Origin of the sequence: Acinetobacter puyangensis, assembly GCF_900096995.1 — a bacterium.
GTDB classification, from domain to species: Bacteria; Pseudomonadota; Gammaproteobacteria; order Pseudomonadales; family Moraxellaceae; genus Acinetobacter; species Acinetobacter puyangensis.
Map to the genome: position 1 here is coordinate 44,778 of NZ_OANT01000003.1, position 16,374 is coordinate 61,151.

Annotated in this window: 14 protein-coding genes; 10 read left to right on the top strand and 4 right to left on the bottom strand. The window is 38.6% G+C overall.

The window, feature by feature from the left end; translation table 11 throughout:
- Window positions 1–6 precede the first annotated feature (6 nt).
- From CRO21_RS06720 to CRO21_RS06730, 3 genes are read left to right on the top strand one after another with little or no spacing between them, the layout of a single operon-like run.
- Complete coding sequence (locus CRO21_RS06720) at window positions 7–1,107, top strand: alpha/beta hydrolase (protein WP_097078567.1); 1,101 nt, start codon at window positions 7–9, stop codon at window positions 1,105–1,107.
- A 12-nt stretch (window positions 1,108–1,119) separates the two neighbouring features.
- Window positions 1,120–1,815 (top strand): flavodoxin family protein, encoded by a 696-nt coding sequence (locus CRO21_RS06725; protein ID WP_097078568.1) that lies wholly within the window; start codon window positions 1,120–1,122, stop codon window positions 1,813–1,815.
- Window positions 1,816–1,850: 35 nt separating this feature from the next.
- On the top strand, window positions 1,851–3,071 hold the full coding sequence (locus tag CRO21_RS06730) for a multidrug effflux MFS transporter (protein WP_171294001.1): 1,221 nt from the start codon (window positions 1,851–1,853) through the stop codon (window positions 3,069–3,071).
- A gap of 2 nt (window positions 3,072–3,073) precedes the next feature.
- Here CRO21_RS06730 and CRO21_RS06735 read toward each other — a convergent pair whose 3' ends face one another.
- Window positions 3,074–3,967 carry an AraC family transcriptional regulator gene (locus CRO21_RS06735; RefSeq protein WP_097078570.1) on the bottom strand — a complete coding sequence of 298 codons (894 nt, stop codon included), beginning with the start codon at window positions 3,965–3,967 and terminating at the stop codon, window positions 3,074–3,076.
- A gap of 213 nt (window positions 3,968–4,180) precedes the next feature.
- On the opposite strand from CRO21_RS06735, the gene CRO21_RS06740 reads away from it, so the two are divergent.
- The 4 genes from CRO21_RS06740 (at window position 4,181) to CRO21_RS06755 (ending at window position 7,494) form a co-directional block, all read left to right on the top strand.
- Complete coding sequence (locus CRO21_RS06740) at window positions 4,181–4,675, top strand: (R)-mandelonitrile lyase (RefSeq protein WP_097078571.1); 495 nt, start codon at window positions 4,181–4,183, stop codon at window positions 4,673–4,675.
- A 107-nt stretch (window positions 4,676–4,782) separates the two neighbouring features.
- The gene (locus CRO21_RS06745; RefSeq protein ID WP_097078877.1) at window positions 4,783–5,415 is read left to right on the top strand and encodes a carboxymuconolactone decarboxylase family protein; all 633 of its coding nucleotides are present in this window, start codon (window positions 4,783–4,785) and stop codon (window positions 5,413–5,415) included.
- A 110-nt stretch (window positions 5,416–5,525) separates the two neighbouring features.
- A complete protein-coding gene (locus CRO21_RS06750; protein ID WP_097078572.1) occupies window positions 5,526–6,359 on the top strand; it encodes an SDR family oxidoreductase in 834 nt (277 codons plus the stop codon).
- 79 nt (window positions 6,360–6,438) lie between these two features.
- Window positions 6,439–7,494 (top strand): NAD(P)-dependent alcohol dehydrogenase, encoded by a 1,056-nt coding sequence (locus CRO21_RS06755; RefSeq protein ID WP_097078573.1) that lies wholly within the window; start codon window positions 6,439–6,441, stop codon window positions 7,492–7,494.
- A gap of 63 nt (window positions 7,495–7,557) precedes the next feature.
- Here the strand turns inward: CRO21_RS06755 and CRO21_RS06760 are convergent, their stop codons facing one another.
- The gene (locus tag CRO21_RS06760) at window positions 7,558–8,445 is read right to left on the bottom strand and encodes a LysR family transcriptional regulator (RefSeq protein WP_097078574.1); all 888 of its coding nucleotides are present in this window, start codon (window positions 8,443–8,445) and stop codon (window positions 7,558–7,560) included.
- Window positions 8,446–8,666: 221 nt separating this feature from the next.
- Between CRO21_RS06760 and CRO21_RS06765 the strand changes: the two genes are divergently transcribed.
- Together CRO21_RS06765 and CRO21_RS06770 are read left to right on the top strand one after the other, a co-directional pair.
- Window positions 8,667–9,638: an aldo/keto reductase gene (locus CRO21_RS06765; protein WP_097078575.1), complete on the top strand. Its 972-nt coding sequence runs from the start codon at window positions 8,667–8,669 to the stop codon at window positions 9,636–9,638.
- A 77-nt stretch (window positions 9,639–9,715) separates the two neighbouring features.
- Window positions 9,716–10,309, top strand: a complete 594-nt coding sequence (locus CRO21_RS06770; RefSeq protein ID WP_097078576.1) for an NAD(P)H-binding protein — start codon at window positions 9,716–9,718, stop codon at window positions 10,307–10,309.
- A 122-nt stretch (window positions 10,310–10,431) separates the two neighbouring features.
- Here the strand turns inward: CRO21_RS06770 and CRO21_RS06775 are convergent, their stop codons facing one another.
- Window positions 10,432–11,574 carry an efflux RND transporter periplasmic adaptor subunit gene (locus CRO21_RS06775; RefSeq protein ID WP_097078577.1) on the bottom strand — a complete coding sequence of 381 codons (1,143 nt, stop codon included), beginning with the start codon at window positions 11,572–11,574 and terminating at the stop codon, window positions 10,432–10,434.
- Between the two features lie 21 nt (window positions 11,575–11,595).
- Complete coding sequence (locus tag CRO21_RS06780; RefSeq protein ID WP_097078578.1) at window positions 11,596–14,772, bottom strand: efflux RND transporter permease subunit; 3,177 nt, start codon at window positions 14,770–14,772, stop codon at window positions 11,596–11,598.
- Window positions 14,773–14,921: 149 nt separating this feature from the next.
- Between CRO21_RS06780 and CRO21_RS06785 the strand changes: the two genes are divergently transcribed.
- Window positions 14,922–15,818, top strand: coding sequence for a LysR family transcriptional regulator (locus CRO21_RS06785; RefSeq protein WP_097078579.1), 897 nt, complete (start codon window positions 14,922–14,924; stop codon window positions 15,816–15,818).
- The last annotated feature ends 556 nt before the right edge of the window (window positions 15,819–16,374 follow it).

Sequence of the window (16,374 nt, forward strand, 5' to 3'; positions counted from 1 at the left end):
GGAAAAATGATCAATACAAGCTTTATATTGAGAAATACACTGATTTCGATCTGCCTGGCAGGTGTTATTTCAGGCTGTTCAATCACTCCACATCAATCAAAAACCTTAACAATTGCTCAGCAGGGCAATTTTGCCGCAGGTGGTAAAGTGATTCAAAATGCAGGTCAGTTTGATGATACGCAACTGTTTAATCCCCAAGGTCAAACCCTGCATGGTGATCATGCTTCGGTATTTTACCAAATCCCTGAACATGCCCGTCCTTATCCACTGGTATTTTTGCATGGTGCGGGGCAATCAGCGAAAACATGGGGCACAACGCCTGATGGTCGAGAAGGATTCCAGATGCTTTTCCTACGTCAGCATTTCTCCGTGTATGTGGTTGATCAACCACGTCGGGGACAAGCTGGACAATCGACTGTGGCAGCGGAAGTGCTAGCCACGACCAATGATCAGGCATGGTTTAATATGTTCCGTTTAGGACAGTATCCCAACTTTTTTAAAGGGGTACAGTTTTCACAAGATTCAACTGCGTTAAACCAGTATTTCCGTCAAATGACACCGAATACAGGGGCGTATGATGAACAGGTGATTAGTGATGCAATGGTCGAAGTCCTAAAAAAATCGGGTGATGCGGTGCTGATTACCCATTCACAAGGTGGTGGGCCGGGTTGGTGGACAGCAATAAAATCAAATCAGGTTAAAGGTATTGTGGCGTATGAGCCAGGCAGTGGTTTTGTCTTTCCTGAAAATGAACTGCCTGAACCGATGCCAAGTGCAACAGGAACATTATCACCAACCCCAGTCAAAATGACAGATTTCCAAAAGCTGACCAGAGTGCCAATCATTATCTACTATGGCGATAATATCCCGACTGAGAAAAATGGCTATGCTGGACAACAAAATGCGGGACAGGACAACTGGCGTGTACGTCTGAAAATGGCACAGCTATGGGTGGATAAAATTAATCAGCATGGGGGTAAAGCCCAGTTGGTGCATTTGCCTGATATGGGAATTTATGGCAATACACATTTCCCTTTTTCTGATCTAAACAGTGAGCAAATTGCAGAACAGCTTTCACAATGGTTGCATAAAAATAAACTGGATTAAGGAGGATAGAAAATGTTTGCAAGTATGCGTTTTATTCTATTATTTGTTTCTGCAATTGGGTTGATGGGATGTCCAAGTACGGAAAAATCACAGGCAGTACAGAACATGAATCCATCACCGAATCCACCAGTTAATGCAGACAATCCTAAAGCCCTCATTGTTTATCTGTCTCGGACTAAAAATACTGAAGCCCTTGCCAAAATGGTACAGGAACAGGTGGGTGGAGATTTAGTCGCCTTAGCGTTGCAGACACCTTATCCTAAAAATTATCAAGCGATTGTCAGACAGGTAGATCAGGAAAATCAGGATGGTTATTTACCACCATTAAAAAACCAGATTGCAGATATTGGGCAATATGATGTCATCTTTGTTGGGTTCCCAACATGGGATATGCAATTGCCGCCACCGATCAAAAGTTTCCTGAACCAATACCAAGCGGATCTAAATGGCAAAATGATTGTGCCATTCAATAATAATGCAGGCTATGGCATGGGGCAGAGTCTTGCTCAGTTCAACCAATACTGCCGAGGATGCCAAATCATGCAAAGTATTGAGCTACGGGGTGGAATTGAACGGGATGGAATTTTATTTGTGATGAAGGGTGAACGGGCCAACCAAGCCAAAAATGAAATCGCACAATGGTTGCAAGACTTGTCTGCAAACTATTCAGTGGTTCAACAACTCTTGCAAAACCATGCAAAAAATTAAACTACCTTTTAAACATGATCAATCGAGTCTCTAAAATGCCTGTTTCTCCCACACATTCTCAAAATCCTGATACCACATTGAAGACTTCAAGCTGGTTCTTTATGGGGATTTTGGGTGCATTGATGGCATTTACTTCACTCTCAACCGATATTTATTTGCCTGCGATGCCACAAATGGCACATGAGTTAAATGGAAATGTTGAGCTGACAGTCACAGGATTTTTGGCTGGGTTTGCATTGGCACAGTTGATCTGGGGTCCAATGAGTGATCGCATTGGACGGAAAATCCCTTTATTTATTGGCATGATCCTTTTTGTAATTGGTTCAATCGGTTGTGCGTTGTCTCAATCCATTGAGCAAATTGTATTTTGGCGTGTGTTTCAGGCTTTTGGTGCATGTACCGGCCCTATGCTTGGACGTGCCATGATTCGTGATCTATATGGTCGAACCCAAGCTGCGCAAATGCTTTCAACACTGATGGTGATTATGGCAATTGCACCGATTGCAGGGCCACTATTGGGCGGTCAGATCATTAAATTCAGTACATGGCATAGTATTTTCTGGTTGTTGGCAAGTATTGGCGGAGTAATGTTTTTAACACTGTTCTTTTTACCTGAAACACATCCTGTTGAGAAACGGACCAAAGCATCAGTGATGAATACCTTTGCCAATTACCGTCGGTTATTGGGTAATTGGCAGTTTATGCGTTATACCTTGTGTGTCACTTTCTTTTACGTAGCTGCCTTTACTTTTATTGTGGGTTCGCCCTTTGTTTATATTTCTTTCTATGGCGTGGATGCTCAGCATTATGGTTGGCTGTTTGCATTGAATATTGTAGGGGTAATGGGACTAAGTTTTATTAATCGTAACTTGGTTAAACGGTTTAGCCTTGATCATCTACTCAAATGTACGACTGCAATTGCTACCGTGGCATTAATCACGCTCTGTATTTTATTTTACGAACAGGTTGGTGGAATCTATAGCATCATTGCAATGGTTTTTATCTTCTTTTCAATGAATGGCATGATTGCCGCTAATTCAACTGCAGCCGCATTGGATGGTGTGCCGGAAATGGCAGGTTCCGCATCAGCGTTGATCGGTTGCTTACAATACGGAAGTGGTATTATTTCTTCTTTACTGCTTGCGTGGTTAATTACAGATACACCGATGACTATGATTGTGATTATGGCGATTTTTACTGTACTTAGTGCGTTTACTGTCTTTATTCCCTATCACAAACTTAGATCAACACATTGATTTTATTTTGAAATATGCTTTATATCTTCAGAGGGTGACGTACCAAAAAAACGTTTATATTCTCTGGAAAATTGTGACAAGCTTTCATATCCTACTTGGATACTTGCAGATGAAATATCACTGTCTTCAGTCATTAATAAACGACGTGCTTCAGTAAGCCTGATTCTTTTCTGGTATTGTAGTGGGCTCATTAAGGTCATATCACGAAAATGCTGATGAAAACTTGAAGTGCTCATACCCATTGTGCTGGCGAGTTCCTCGACATTGAAAGATTTTGCAAAGTTAGTTTTTAGCCATTCAATAGCTTTCACAATACGATGTCCAGTGGCACCTGTTGCTGCAATCCGTTTAAGCTGCTCGCCTTGCGGACTCATTAATAATCGGTAAAAAATTTCTTTAATAATCAGAGGTGATAGGATCGAAATATCTTGTGGTGTTTCCAGTAATTTTAATAAACGCACAAAGGCATCATTTAGTTCAGAAGTGACCAAGCCAACAGCAACGCCTTTTTTCTCGTTATTGGTATGTTTGAATGGAATATGCGCTTCAAGCATGAGCTGGGCAAGCACATAAGGGTCTAGTCTGAGAATCACACCTAAATAGGGTTGCTCAGGTGAAGCTTCAATAATTTGAGTAATAATAGGTAGATCAATGGCAGTAAATAGAAAGTGATTGGAATCATAGGTGTACACTTTCTCACCTAAAATTACCTGTTTTTCCCCTTGGGCAATTAAACACAGGCTAGCATCTAAAATAGTACTGTTGAGTTGAGTCGGCTGCTCTTTACGATACAAAGTTAGTCCAGTAATCGGGGTTTTAAATTGACTTTTGCCTTGAGTCCATTGATTAATAATCTGAACTAGTTTTTCATTATCGCCTATATATACATCTGTCATTTACCTACACCTTTTCGCCCCACTTGTCATTTTATTGTAGAGATTTGCAACAGAAAGACTAGAGTAAATTACAAAGATTTGGAGGATTAGGCAAATATATAAGAGAAATAGAACAACACTTATTGTGATTGATTTTTATACTTGTAGTTAGTGTTTAATTCTTCGTCTGCTATTTGAATTAGAGGACGATAAGAGTCAATTCAGGAAAGAAAGATGAACCTCAAAATAGTCGCTTTTGCAGTTACTTTATGTATTTCAACGGGAGTATTCGCAATGGATAATCAACAAACTATCCCAGTTCAAACCATCAAAAAAGCCAGTCAGCAACAAGTGATTAAAGGTCCAGATAAGATTTTTACAGGAACTGTCGCGATTAAACCTCTAACTGATGTAACTGATGGTATTAATGCATCAAGTGCTTACGTCAGCTTTAATGCTAATGCTCGTTCATTCTGGCATACCCATCCAAAAGGACAATATCTTATTGTCACAGAAGGAGAGGGTCTGGTACAGGAATGGGGTAAGCCTGCCGAGAAAATCGCAGTGGGTGATGTAATCTTTTGTCCACCAGGTGTAAAACACTGGCATGGTGCAAGCGGTCATTCTGCCATGACCCATATATCCATTGCAGGTAGTGATGAAAATGGAAAGAATGTCGATTGGCTAGAGCCTGTGTCAGATGAACAATATAAAGAGGCGAGCAATTGAAATTAAAAACTGTATTTTTGATTGTGAGTGTGCTGATGTTATATCAGCACATTTATGCAACAACGGAAATGTTTCAACCATCTTTGTCCAAAAAGGAGATCAAGCAAGTGCAAAATTCTTTATCTCAACAGCAACAGGCGATGATCCTAATAGCAGCTTTTGCTGCAATGGGTGATTTATCCAAGTTAAATCAAGCCCTAAACACTGGGTTAGACCAAGGGTTAACGATTAATGAAATCAAGGAAATTCTAATCCAGACTTATGCTTATGCCGGCTTTCCTCGAAGTTTGAATGCCTTGAATGAATTTATGCAAGTTCTTAAAAATCGTAAAGAAAATGGTATTCAGGATAATGAGGGCAAAGCTAATAGTGCATTAGCACAAGATTATCAAGCACTTGTTCAAGGTACCCAAAATCAGACTCAATTGATCGGACAGCCCGTCAAAGGTGCATTATTTGAATTTGCACCTGCCATAGATGAATATTTAAAAGCACATTTGTTTGGTGATATTTTTTCAAGGGATGTATTGAATTGGCAAGACCGTGAAATTGCCACTGTCAGTATGTTGGCTGTATTACAAGGTGTTGATAGTCAGCTTCTATCACATCTCAATATTGCCAAGGCACAAGGTGTTACTTTTCCTCAGTTTAAAGAGATGCAAGTAATACTAGATGGAAAAGTGAATGCTCAGGCAGGTCAACGTTTTCAAAAAGCATTCGTTGGTTTGCAAGATCAATAATTTTAGATTTATGAATCTTATTCATAAAGGTTATGTATTTTTGAGACTGAATGCTTTTGTAGTAAGCGCTTAAAATGATTCTGATGTTTGATTGATCATGTGAGGCAAAAGTGAATAACGTAATTGTGGTAATTGGAGCAGGTTCAATAGGTCAAGCAATCGCGCGTAGAATTAGTGCAGGTAAACAGATTTTATTGGCTGATTTAAGAAAAGAGAATGTGGAAGCAGCAGCCAAAGTGTTGAGTGACGCAGGATTTGAGGTTAGTACCGCAATTGTTGATGTTTCCTCCCGTGAATCCATACAGGCATTGGTTAAGCTGGCTTTATCTTTGGGAGAGATTATGGGGGTGATTCATGCTGCGGGTGTCTCTCCATCGCAAGCGACAAAAGAAATGATTCTAAAAGTGGATTTATATGGTACAGCTGTAATTCTTGAGGAATTTGGAAATGTGATCAGTGCAGGCGGTGCATGTGTGGTTGTTTCCTCCCAGTCAGGTCACCGCTTACCTGCTTTAACTGAGCAGCAAAATACCATATTGGCCACGATACCAGCAGATGAATTACTTGCACAACCCATGCTGCAACCTGATCAGATCAAAGACACATTGCATGCTTATCAAATTTCAAAACGCGGTAATGTTTTAAGAGTTATGGCAGAGGCGATTCGCTGGGGTAAACGTAGAGCAAGGGTCAATGCGATTAGTCCTGGTATCATTATCACACCTTTAGCAAAAGATGAACTTACTGGACCAAGAGGTGAAAGTTATCGCCGTATGCTTGATTTGAGTCCAGTCGGTCATGCAGGAACACCAGATGAAGTGGGAACGGTTGGAGCACTTCTTATGGGGGAGCAAGGCAGGTTTATTACAGGGAGTGACTTTCTAATGGATGGCGGTGTAACCGCTTCATATTGGTATGGTGAACTGGCACCATCGAAAGCATAGTAATCGATTAAGGCTGATCTTACCAAATTTTAATTTTAGCTAAAATCGCAATTTCATAAATTCAGTGTTGGAGAAAAATATGTCCATTGAAGTATTAGGCTTTGCAGCTCAATCAGCGAAAAGTCCATTGGCACCATTTAAATTTGAACGTCGTAATCCTCGTGAAGATGATGTTGTCATTCAAATCGAGTATTGTGGTGTCTGTCATTCTGATTTGCATCAGGCTCGAGATGACTGGGGATTTAGCTCGTATCCTGTTGTCCCTGGCCATGAAATTGTTGGGCGTGTTACTTCTATTGGTTCTAACGTCACCAAGTATAAAGTGGGTGATTTAGTCGGTATTGGCTGTCTAGTCGATTCCTGTCGTACTTGTTCAGCATGTCATACAGGGTTGGAACAGTATTGTGAAGAGGGGCATACTCAAACTTATGGCAGTTTAGATCGGCATGATCATCGACCAACTTACGGTGGTTATTCTCAAACCATTATTTGCAGTGAAGACTTTGTTTTAAAAATTCCTGAAAATCTGGATACTAAAGCTGTGGCACCTATACTGTGTGCAGGAATTACCACATGGTCACCACTTCGTCACTGGAATGTAAGTAAAGGCAGTAAAGTTGCTGTAGTCGGACTCGGTGGATTAGGTCATATGGCAATTAAACTTGCCAATGCACTGGGTGCGGAAGTGACCTTATTTACGCGTTCAGCAAGTAAAGAACAGGATGCAAGAGAATTGGGTGCGCATCATGTGATTTTATCAACAGATGAAGCGCAAATGAAATCGGCTGCGAATCAATTCGATTTGATCGTAGATACCGTACCTTATGACCATGATTTAAAAACTTATATTCCAACCTTGGCATTAAATGGAACCATTGTTTTAGTCGGATATTTGGGTGACTTAAACGCCAATTCTATTCCAATGATTATGGGAAGAAAAGCAATTGCTGGTTCAGTGATTGGTGGTATTAAAGAAACGCAGGAGCTTTTAGACTTCTGTGGTGAGCATAATATTGTGTCTGATGTTGAAATGATTGATATGCAGAATATTAATGAAGCTTTTGAACGTATGTTAAAAAGCGATGTGAAATATCGTTTTGTGATTGATATGCAATCATTGGCTAAAGAAGCGTGATTATGTTCTAGATTGTGATTCAAAGTCGCTATTCATAATATAGAGTAGCGGCTTTTTTACGATTTATATTTTTAAGGCATTAATGAAAAGCCTAAACACAGGATTTGATTCTCGGCGATTGGGGTAATACAAATAATAGCCGTCATAGGTTATCGCCCAATCCTCTAAAACTTGCACTAATTGTCCAGATTGCAATGCACCAAGAATTCTATTTTCTTGCACCCAGATCAACCCTAAACCAGCTTTCGCAGCTTTAATCAGCATGGAAACATCATTAAAAATCATTTGCCCTTCAACATGCTTTTCAATTCGTTCACCATTTGGATTTATAAAATCCCAAGCCATAATCCCGCCTTTGGTGGGGAGTCGCATATTGATACAATTATGCGAAGCAAGGTCATCTGGGGTAATGGGTGGCTGATGCTGATTCAAATATTCTGGACTGGCAGCAACTGTCATTTTTAAGTCTGGGGATATTCTTTGCGAAATCATATCCTTATCTATATGCATGCCAATGCGGATGCCCATGTCATACCGCGCGGCAACAATATCGGTAAATTGATAATCTATGGTGATTTCGACATGAATTTCTGGATGCTGCTGAATAATCGGTAATATTTTGTCCCATACAAAATTATTAACCGCATGATCGGTGGCATGGATGCGAATATTTCCTGACAAAGTATTACGAAATTTAGTTAAGTTATGAATTTGAAAATTAATTTCATTGAGCAAAGGTTCAACCTTATTGAGAAGTTGTTCTCCTGCTTCAGTGGTAGAGACACTGCGGGTTGTGCGGTGCAACAGTCGCAGATTGAGCTGAGTTTCAATGGATTTGATAGTATAACTTAACGCAGATTGAGAGATTTGCAACTGTGCTGCTGCCTTGGTAAAACTACCTGTTCGAGCCACTAATATAAAAGCCTTAATATCATTCAAATTATCTAGCATCTTCAAGCCCTGTTTTTATATCAGTATACCTACCTAAATATTAAATGAAAATTTTAAAAAGGCACGTACGATGAATGGAATTCTAACACTGTTTTTATTTCGGGCTTGCCTTTAAGCTATTTATAAACTGTATTGATAAGTGAATGCTATTTTTTAGACTTAATCCTTGGATTCCAAACTTTTATAATATCACTATTGAATAGATTGTGAGAGGATTAAAAATGAAAAAACGTCAATTAGGTTCCCTAGAAGTTTCTGCCATTGGTATGGGTTGTATGGGATTAAGCTTTGGTTTGGGTGAATCAAAATCCACTCAGGAAGGTGTTTTTTTAATTCGAAAGGCGTATGAGCAGGGAATCACTTTTTTTGATACTGCCGAAGCCTATGGTCCCTATACCAATGAAGAATTGGTGGGTGAAGCTTTAAAACCGATTCGTGATCAAGTGATCATTGCAACCAAATTTGGTATGATCTCAGATATAGGAATTAATAGCCGTCCAGAAAATATTCGTAAAGTTTGTGATGAATCTCTGAAGCGTCTGCAAACGGACTATATCGACCTTTTTTATCAACATCGTGTTGATCCAAATGTGCCTATTGAAGAGGTAGCTGGAACCATTAAAGATTTAGTTGATGAAGGTAAAATTAAACATTTTGGTTTGTCTGAAGCCAATGCAACAACCATTCGCCGAGCACATCAAATCTTTCCAGTCACAGCAGTTCAAAACCAATATTCTTTATGGACTCGAGAGCCAGAAGAAGAAGTTTTACCTGTATGTCACGAGTTAGGAATAGGTTTTGTTCCATGGGGTCCATTGGGCACTGGTTTTCTTACTGGAAATATTAAGTCTGATACTGTTTTTGACCCTAAAACCGATTTGCGTGCTACTTTTCCTCGTTTTACCAAAGAAGCCATGATTGCAAATATGCCATTGGTCGATAAAATTTCTGAAGTAGCGAAAAGAAAAGATGCGACCTCTGCACAAATTGCATTAGCTTGGTTGTTAGCTCAATACAGTTTTATCGTACCTGTACCTGGTATTGATAAAGAACTTTATTTATCGGACAACATTCAATCGGCAGACGTCGAATTAAATGCAGATGACTTAAATGAAATTGAAGAAATTTTATCTTCAATTGAAATAGCGGGTGAACGTTTATCTAAAGAACTTTTGGCTCTTGATGATCAGTAATCTGATTTGAATACATGTACGAAAAAAGGAAAACGATCAGATTTTCCTTTTTTTATTTATAGAAGGTAGTTTAAAGAATGGCAAATATTTTAATTTTAGGTGGAAGCGGTCAAATCGCTCGATTAGTGACCCAGCAGCTTTTGGAAGAAAATCAACATCATCTATTTTTATATTGTAGAAATGCTAAATCTATTCAAATGAAAGAAGAATTGAATATTTTTGAAGGTGATGTTAATGATCCTAAAGCGCTTGAGAAAGCGATGATTGATATTGATATTGTTTATGCAAACCTAAGTGGAGCTGATTTAGGTAATCAAGCTCAAGCAATAGTAACTGCAATGAAGCATGAGGGAATAAAAAGATTAATTTTTATAACTTCTATGGGAATTTATAATGAAGTTACAAATCCTAGCCAAAATCTCGAGAATAATCCTATACTTAAACCTTATCGAGCAGTTGCAGATATCGTTGAGGCGACTGATTTAGATTACACCTTAATTAGACCAGGTTGGTTCACAAACAGCAAAAATCCACATTATCAGCTTTGTTTTAAAGGTGAGAAGTTTACTGGTTCAAAAATATCTAAGTCAAATTTAGTGAAATTTATTTGTGAAGTGATTAATAAACCAGATCTTTATAAAAGAAAAAGTGTCGGAATTTTTGATGATTAAAAGCTTTAAGGATAATGAATAATTGCGTCATAGAGTAAAGTCGGACAATTTTTTGAATGCTCTGGAATTTAATATATTTAAAAGAAAGCAGCTATCCTAGTAGTTGCTTTCTTATATTAATCCTAATGATGATTTGATACGGCAATTCGTACCTGATCACCATTTTCTACACCATCAGGGGGATTCGTTACGATTCTATCTTTCAGGGTAATGTCACCTGTAATTTCAACTTGATTACCAAAATCTTGGATGACTTTTATCTGTTTTAATTGTATCTGATTTTTGTCATTGATAATGGCAATCTGCACACCATTTTTGTTTATAATCAAGGCACTAGGTGGTATTCCTGGATTATCAGAAGATTCCACCAGTTTAAAAGAAAGATTGGCATATGCACCTGGTAATAAATGTTGGTCTTTATTCTGTACTGTTAATTGTACTTGCATTGACCCAGTTGTGGGGTTAATCGCTTTGGATAAAGAGCTCACTGTTGCACTAAAAATTTCATTTGGATACTCAGGTACAGTTAAGTCAGCGGTTGTACCAACTTGAATGAATGAAATCTGACGTTGGGGTATTTCAGCGTAAATTCGTAATTTTTGTATATCGGAAATCACGAATAATTCATTGTCAGTAGCCATACCAGTATTAATCAAAGCACCGATATCAGTATTTCGTACTGTTATGATACCATCAAAAGGTGCGGTGATACGCTTATAGGTTTGCATTGTACGCAGACGATTGAAATTTGCCTGTAAAGCATTCATTGCTGCGATCTTGGCATTTTTATCGGCTTCTCTTTCTGCAACTTCCTGCGATGATACTGAATTACTGTGTGCAAGGGATTGCCAGCGTTTTGCTGTTGTCATGGCAAAATCTGCTTCTGTTCTTGCCTCAGCCAATTGGGCTTGTGCCTGTAAAATCTCCTGATCAAGTTCAGGTGTATCAATTTCTGCCAAGACTTGTCCCTTTTTAACCTGATCACCAATATCAACATTCCACTTTTTTAAATACCCTCCTACACGGGCATAAAGTGGTGTTTGTGACCATGCTTCGATACGACCAGAAAACTGTAGCTGACTATTTTCAATGATTGTTGGAGACGTAATAGAAACAGTGCGTATAATCTGCTCTTGTACCTGTTTATTTAGTTCCTGGGAGTTTGACCAGCGAATATAGATTCCATGCACCACAATGATGAGTGCAACCACCAATACAATGATAAGGATTGGCTTTTCCTGTGTTTTATTTACATGGGTATTCATAATTTAACTCACAGCAATCCATTAAGAGGTAAAAGAGTTTGAATCAGGTTTAGGGTTGCGATGTACCAGACTAAATAGCACAGGAACAAAAACCAGTGTGGCAACGGTAGAGAACAACAATCCACCAATCACAGCTCGTCCTAAAGGTGCATTTTGTTCACCACCTTCACCCATACCAAACGCCATTGGTAGCATTCCAAAAATCATCGCTAATGCCGTCATTAAAACAGGACGAAATCGAACTGAACCCGCTTCCCATGCAGCTTTTGTTGCATCACCCAAAACATCCAGACGTTCACGGGCAAAACTGATGACAAGTATACTATTGGCTGTAGCAACCCCCATGCACATGATTGCACCTGTTAAAGCAGGTACGGATAAAGTGGTTTGGGTGGTAAACAGCATCCAGACAATCCCTGCCAGAGCAGCTGATAATGCAGAAACAATGACTGCTGGATCACGCCACGACTGGAAGTTCACGACAATAAGAAGATAAATCAGAACGATTGAACCCATTAATCCTAAAAACAAACCTGTAAAAGCACCTTTCATGGTACTGATTTGACCCAATAACTCGACATTAGAACCTTTGGGAAGATCATTCTGCATTTCATTGAGTACTTTACGAATATCCTTGGCTATTGCTGCCAGATCTCGCCCCTGAATTGCGGCATGTACTTGAACAACAGGCTGGAGGTTATATTGTGTCACAATTGAATTTGCAGTATTACGGTTAAATTCAGCGACACTTCCTAAAGTAATTTGTCCTGCGTTTTGACCATTCCCAATTGGTAGGCTTGAAAGTCTGGATAAAGAATCCAGCTCATATTGAGGTGTCTGAATTACAATAGGATAACTTACGCCATTGGCAGGATTAAGCCAAAAAGTAGGGGCAACCTGACTACTTCCTGCAAGGTTGGTGACTAAGCTATTGGTAATGTCGCGTGTGGTTAAACCTAATTGCTGTGCTTGTACTCGATCAACATTGATATCGAAATTAGGTGCTTTATTGGATTGTTGAATACGTGCATCCGCAATGCCTGGAATTTCCCGTAAACGTTTTAAAAGCGATTGTGCATATTTATAGTTCCCATCAAAATTTGCGCCCCTGACTTGAATGTCGATAGGTGCTGGCGTACCAAAGTTAAGAATCTGGCTGACGATATCGGCGGGAGGAAAATAGAAAGTCGCATCAGGAAACTTAACAGGTAAAATTTTCCGTAGTTCTTGAATGTACTGTTCAGTAGGACGATGTCCCCTTTTTAAAGCAATTTGAAAATCGCCATCTTGTGAACCTACTACACCTGTATTGTTATAGGTGAGGTTAATATTACTGGGTGGTAATCCAATATTATCGACTAATGTTTCAATTTCAGCAGCAGGAATGACTTTGCGAATTTCTTTTTCAATGGCAGCAAATCGCACCGCCGTTTCTTCGACTCGTGTTCCCACAGGGAGGCGAACGTGCATTAACACTTGCCCTGAATCAATACTCGGAAAGAAATTTGCACCTAGAAAGGGGACAAGACAAAAAGAACCCAAGATAAATAAACTAAATACTACAAGAAATGATCGACTACGTTGTAATGCGTTGCTGAGTATGCCTTGATAGGTATGACGCACTACATTGAAGCCATTTTCAAAATTAGATTGGATGGAGGTGAAAATTTTTAATTTAGAAGATTTAGCAGCTATTGCAGAGTTTTGTTCAGAATGAGGTTTTAATAAATATTTTGCCAGTGTCGGGACAAGGGTTCGGGATAAAATAAAAGAGAAAATCATGGCAAAAATAACTGCCATTGCCATCGGTACGAATAGAAAACGAGAGATTCCTTCCAGAAAAAACATAGGGAAAAAGGCAATACAAATACAAAGCAGGGAAACAAAAGCAGGTTTGACAATTTGTTGGGCACTATCCAGTATAGACTCTTCAACACCTTTGCCATGCTCTAAATGCCAATTGACATTTTCTATGGTTACTGTTGCATCATCAACCAGAATGCCAATCGCTAATGCCAAGCCACCTAGCGTCATTAAGTTTAAAGTTTGTCCAAAAACAGACAATGCGAAGATTGAACCTAAAATAGATAAGGGAATGGTAACAGCGATAATAACTGTTGAACGCCAGCTTCCTAAAAATAACAAAATCATTAGCCCCGTTAATGTCGCTGCAATGGCTCCTTCCAAGGCAACCCCTTTAATTGCAGCTCTTACAAAAACAGATTGATCGTTAATCGGTAAAACTTTTAAGGTTTCAGGTAGGGCATGTTGCATTTCATCCAGCTTTTTACGGATGCCACTTACAATTGATAAAGTGGAGGCTGAACCACTTTTTAATACCGTCATTAATACAGATCGCTCACCGTCGACATGAACAATATTGGTCTGTGGTGCATTGCCATCACGGATATTTGCAATATCCTGCAAATAGATGATGCTACCATTCACTGCTTTGATTGGAATTCTTGCCATCTCCTCAATAGATGATGGGGTACTATTTAATTTTAAGGTATATTCCAAATTATTAATTTTTTGCGTACCAATTGGTATCAAAATGTTATTGTTTGCCAGTGCGTTAGATACATCAATTGCAGATAAACCTCTTGCCTGTAATTGTTCTGGTTTTAAGTCAATTTGTACCTGTCTTTGCTTACCGCCATAGGGTAAAGGAATTACTGCACCTGGTACAGTCACTAAAGGCGTCCGTACTGTATTCATTCCTAGATCAAACAGATTTTGTTCAGATAAACCTTCCCCTGATAAGGCTAGTTGTACAATTGGAATGGTGGCTGCATTGTAATTCAGAATAACAGGAGGCTGTGTGCCACTGGGCATTTGACGTAATGCTACTTGGGTTGCTGCAGTAATTTGTGCATTTGCGGTGGCAATGTTGACATCAGGTTGAAAGAAGATTTTGACGATGCCCACACCTTGATATGTATTTGCTTCAATACGCTCGATATCATTGACTGAGGCGCTGAGAATACGTTGAAACGGTGAGGTGATTCTGCCTGCCATTTCATCTGGAGGTAAACCTGTATATTGCCAAGCTGTTGCAATGACGGGAATATCAATTTCAGGAAAAATATCAGTTGGTGCTCGTAATGCAGCAAGAAATCCTCCTATCAGGATTAGAATTGCCAAAACAATAAAAGTATATGGCTTTCGCAGAGCTGTAATAATAACTTGCATGAGCATTACTAAATGTCCTTTCTGAGCTTTAAATCAGCCAAAAATAAAATTAACTGATAAATGTACGGCTACATAGATCATTTTGCAGTTTACAAAGGATGTTGATTAATGATTAGATATCATCATTCGATTACTGTTATATGTATTACTCATAAATGACTAGAGAAAATCTGAATGATTTAATGGCATTTAATGTTGTTGCTCGTGAACGTAGTTTCACTAAAGCAGCAGCACAACTGGGTGTTTCTCAGTCGTCTTTAAGTCATACTGTTAAAGCATTAGAAGAAAGATTGGGCGTAAAATTACTGACCCGAACGACTAGAAGTGTCTCATTGACAGAGACTGGTGAACGCTTATTTAATGTAATTAATCCAAGGTTTGGCGAAATAGAAGAAGAATTAGTACTGATTAAGGAATCTAAAGATAAGCCTGCGGGGACAATTAGAATTACTGCTGCCGAACATGCTGCAATGAGTGTTTTATGGCCTAAACTCTTTAAAATTCTTCCTGATTATCCTGATATTAATGTAGAAATAACTATAGACTATACAATGACTGATATCGTGGCAAATCGCTATGATGCTGGTGTACGTTTAGGGGGACACGTTGCCAAAGATATGCTGGCAGTAAAAATTAGCCCTGATTTGCGAATGGCAGTAGTTGGTACACCCAAATATTTTACAAGATATTTAATTCCAAATCATCCAGAAGAACTAGAACAGCATAATTGCATCAATCGTCGGTTGCCTACTTATGGTGGTATATATTCATGGGAACTATCAAATGGTGAGCAAAAAATTAATGTCAGAACTATGGGGCAAATTGTAGTGAATAGTAGTTCTGCTGTGCTTAGAGCTACTTTAGAGACGGGAGGATTAGGTTTTATACCCGAGGATATGGTTTTATCTTACATTAGTGAAGGTAAACTGATACGAGTGCTAGATGATTGGTGTCAACCATTTGAAGGTTATTATATTTATTATGTTAATCGCCAAAAATACTCTCTAGCATTTCAAATTATTATAGATGCGCTTAAGCAGGAAACTTGGTAAAATAAAACCAATAAAAATATTATAAAAAATACCAAGTAAGAATGGATTCATATTTTTCAACAGCTTTAAAAAAGTGTTCTGATCGAATTTATTTTAACAAGCAGAAAAGATAGATGCTTTTTTTGACATTATCTATCAAAAAGTACAGACCTAATATTTCTATGAAGAAGAAGGTAATCCGATAGTTTATTTGGATAAAATTGTTTTAAAAGCAGTTAATTACCACCGATATGCTTATGATGAAAGAGGAATGTCTTGATATGGAAAATATAATTGCTAGTTAAAGAGTAAGACCAATGTAATAAATGTATTACATCAACGCAAATTATTTAAAGTAGGATTATTTGATTGGAATATCAATAGTAATATTTTCTGCCCACGACCATCTTTTATTCTTTTGCTAATTTGTTCTTGTGTGAAGAATCTCGATGCTCTACTCATAGAAAAACACAGCCTACTTTTTAATCAGTATAGCTGGGTTTATCCAGTTTACAACTTTAATGTCTAGTTTAGAACTATATTGTCCAAACATATTTTTATTGTGCGAGAGTAATAA

What these genes read in the sequence shown, in the direction of transcription:
- CRO21_RS06735 (WP_097078570.1), bottom strand. Translation starts at nt 3,967, where the DNA reads ATGACAGATGTATATATAGGCGATAATGAAAAACTAGTTCAGATTATT.
- CRO21_RS06760 (WP_097078574.1), bottom strand. Translation starts at nt 8,445, where the DNA reads ATGCTAGATAATTTGAATGATATTAAGGCTTTTATATTAGTGGCTCGA.
- CRO21_RS06765 (WP_097078575.1), top strand. Translation starts at nt 8,667, where the DNA reads ATGAAAAAACGTCAATTAGGTTCCCTAGAAGTTTCTGCCATTGGTATG.
- CRO21_RS06755 (WP_097078573.1), top strand. Translation starts at nt 6,439, where the DNA reads ATGTCCATTGAAGTATTAGGCTTTGCAGCTCAATCAGCGAAAAGTCCA.
- CRO21_RS06770 (WP_097078576.1), top strand. Translation starts at nt 9,716, where the DNA reads ATGGCAAATATTTTAATTTTAGGTGGAAGCGGTCAAATCGCTCGATTA.
- CRO21_RS06730 (WP_171294001.1), top strand. Translation starts at nt 1,851, where the DNA reads ATGCCTGTTTCTCCCACACATTCTCAAAATCCTGATACCACATTGAAG.
- CRO21_RS06720 (WP_097078567.1), top strand. Translation starts at nt 7, where the DNA reads ATGATCAATACAAGCTTTATATTGAGAAATACACTGATTTCGATCTGC.
- CRO21_RS06740 (WP_097078571.1), top strand. Translation starts at nt 4,181, where the DNA reads ATGAACCTCAAAATAGTCGCTTTTGCAGTTACTTTATGTATTTCAACG.
- CRO21_RS06780 (WP_097078578.1), bottom strand. Translation starts at nt 14,772, where the DNA reads ATGCTCATGCAAGTTATTATTACAGCTCTGCGAAAGCCATATACTTTT.
- CRO21_RS06775 (WP_097078577.1), bottom strand. Translation starts at nt 11,574, where the DNA reads ATGAATACCCATGTAAATAAAACACAGGAAAAGCCAATCCTTATCATT.
- CRO21_RS06725 (WP_097078568.1), top strand. Translation starts at nt 1,120, where the DNA reads ATGTTTGCAAGTATGCGTTTTATTCTATTATTTGTTTCTGCAATTGGG.
- CRO21_RS06785 (WP_097078579.1), top strand. Translation starts at nt 14,922, where the DNA reads ATGACTAGAGAAAATCTGAATGATTTAATGGCATTTAATGTTGTTGCT.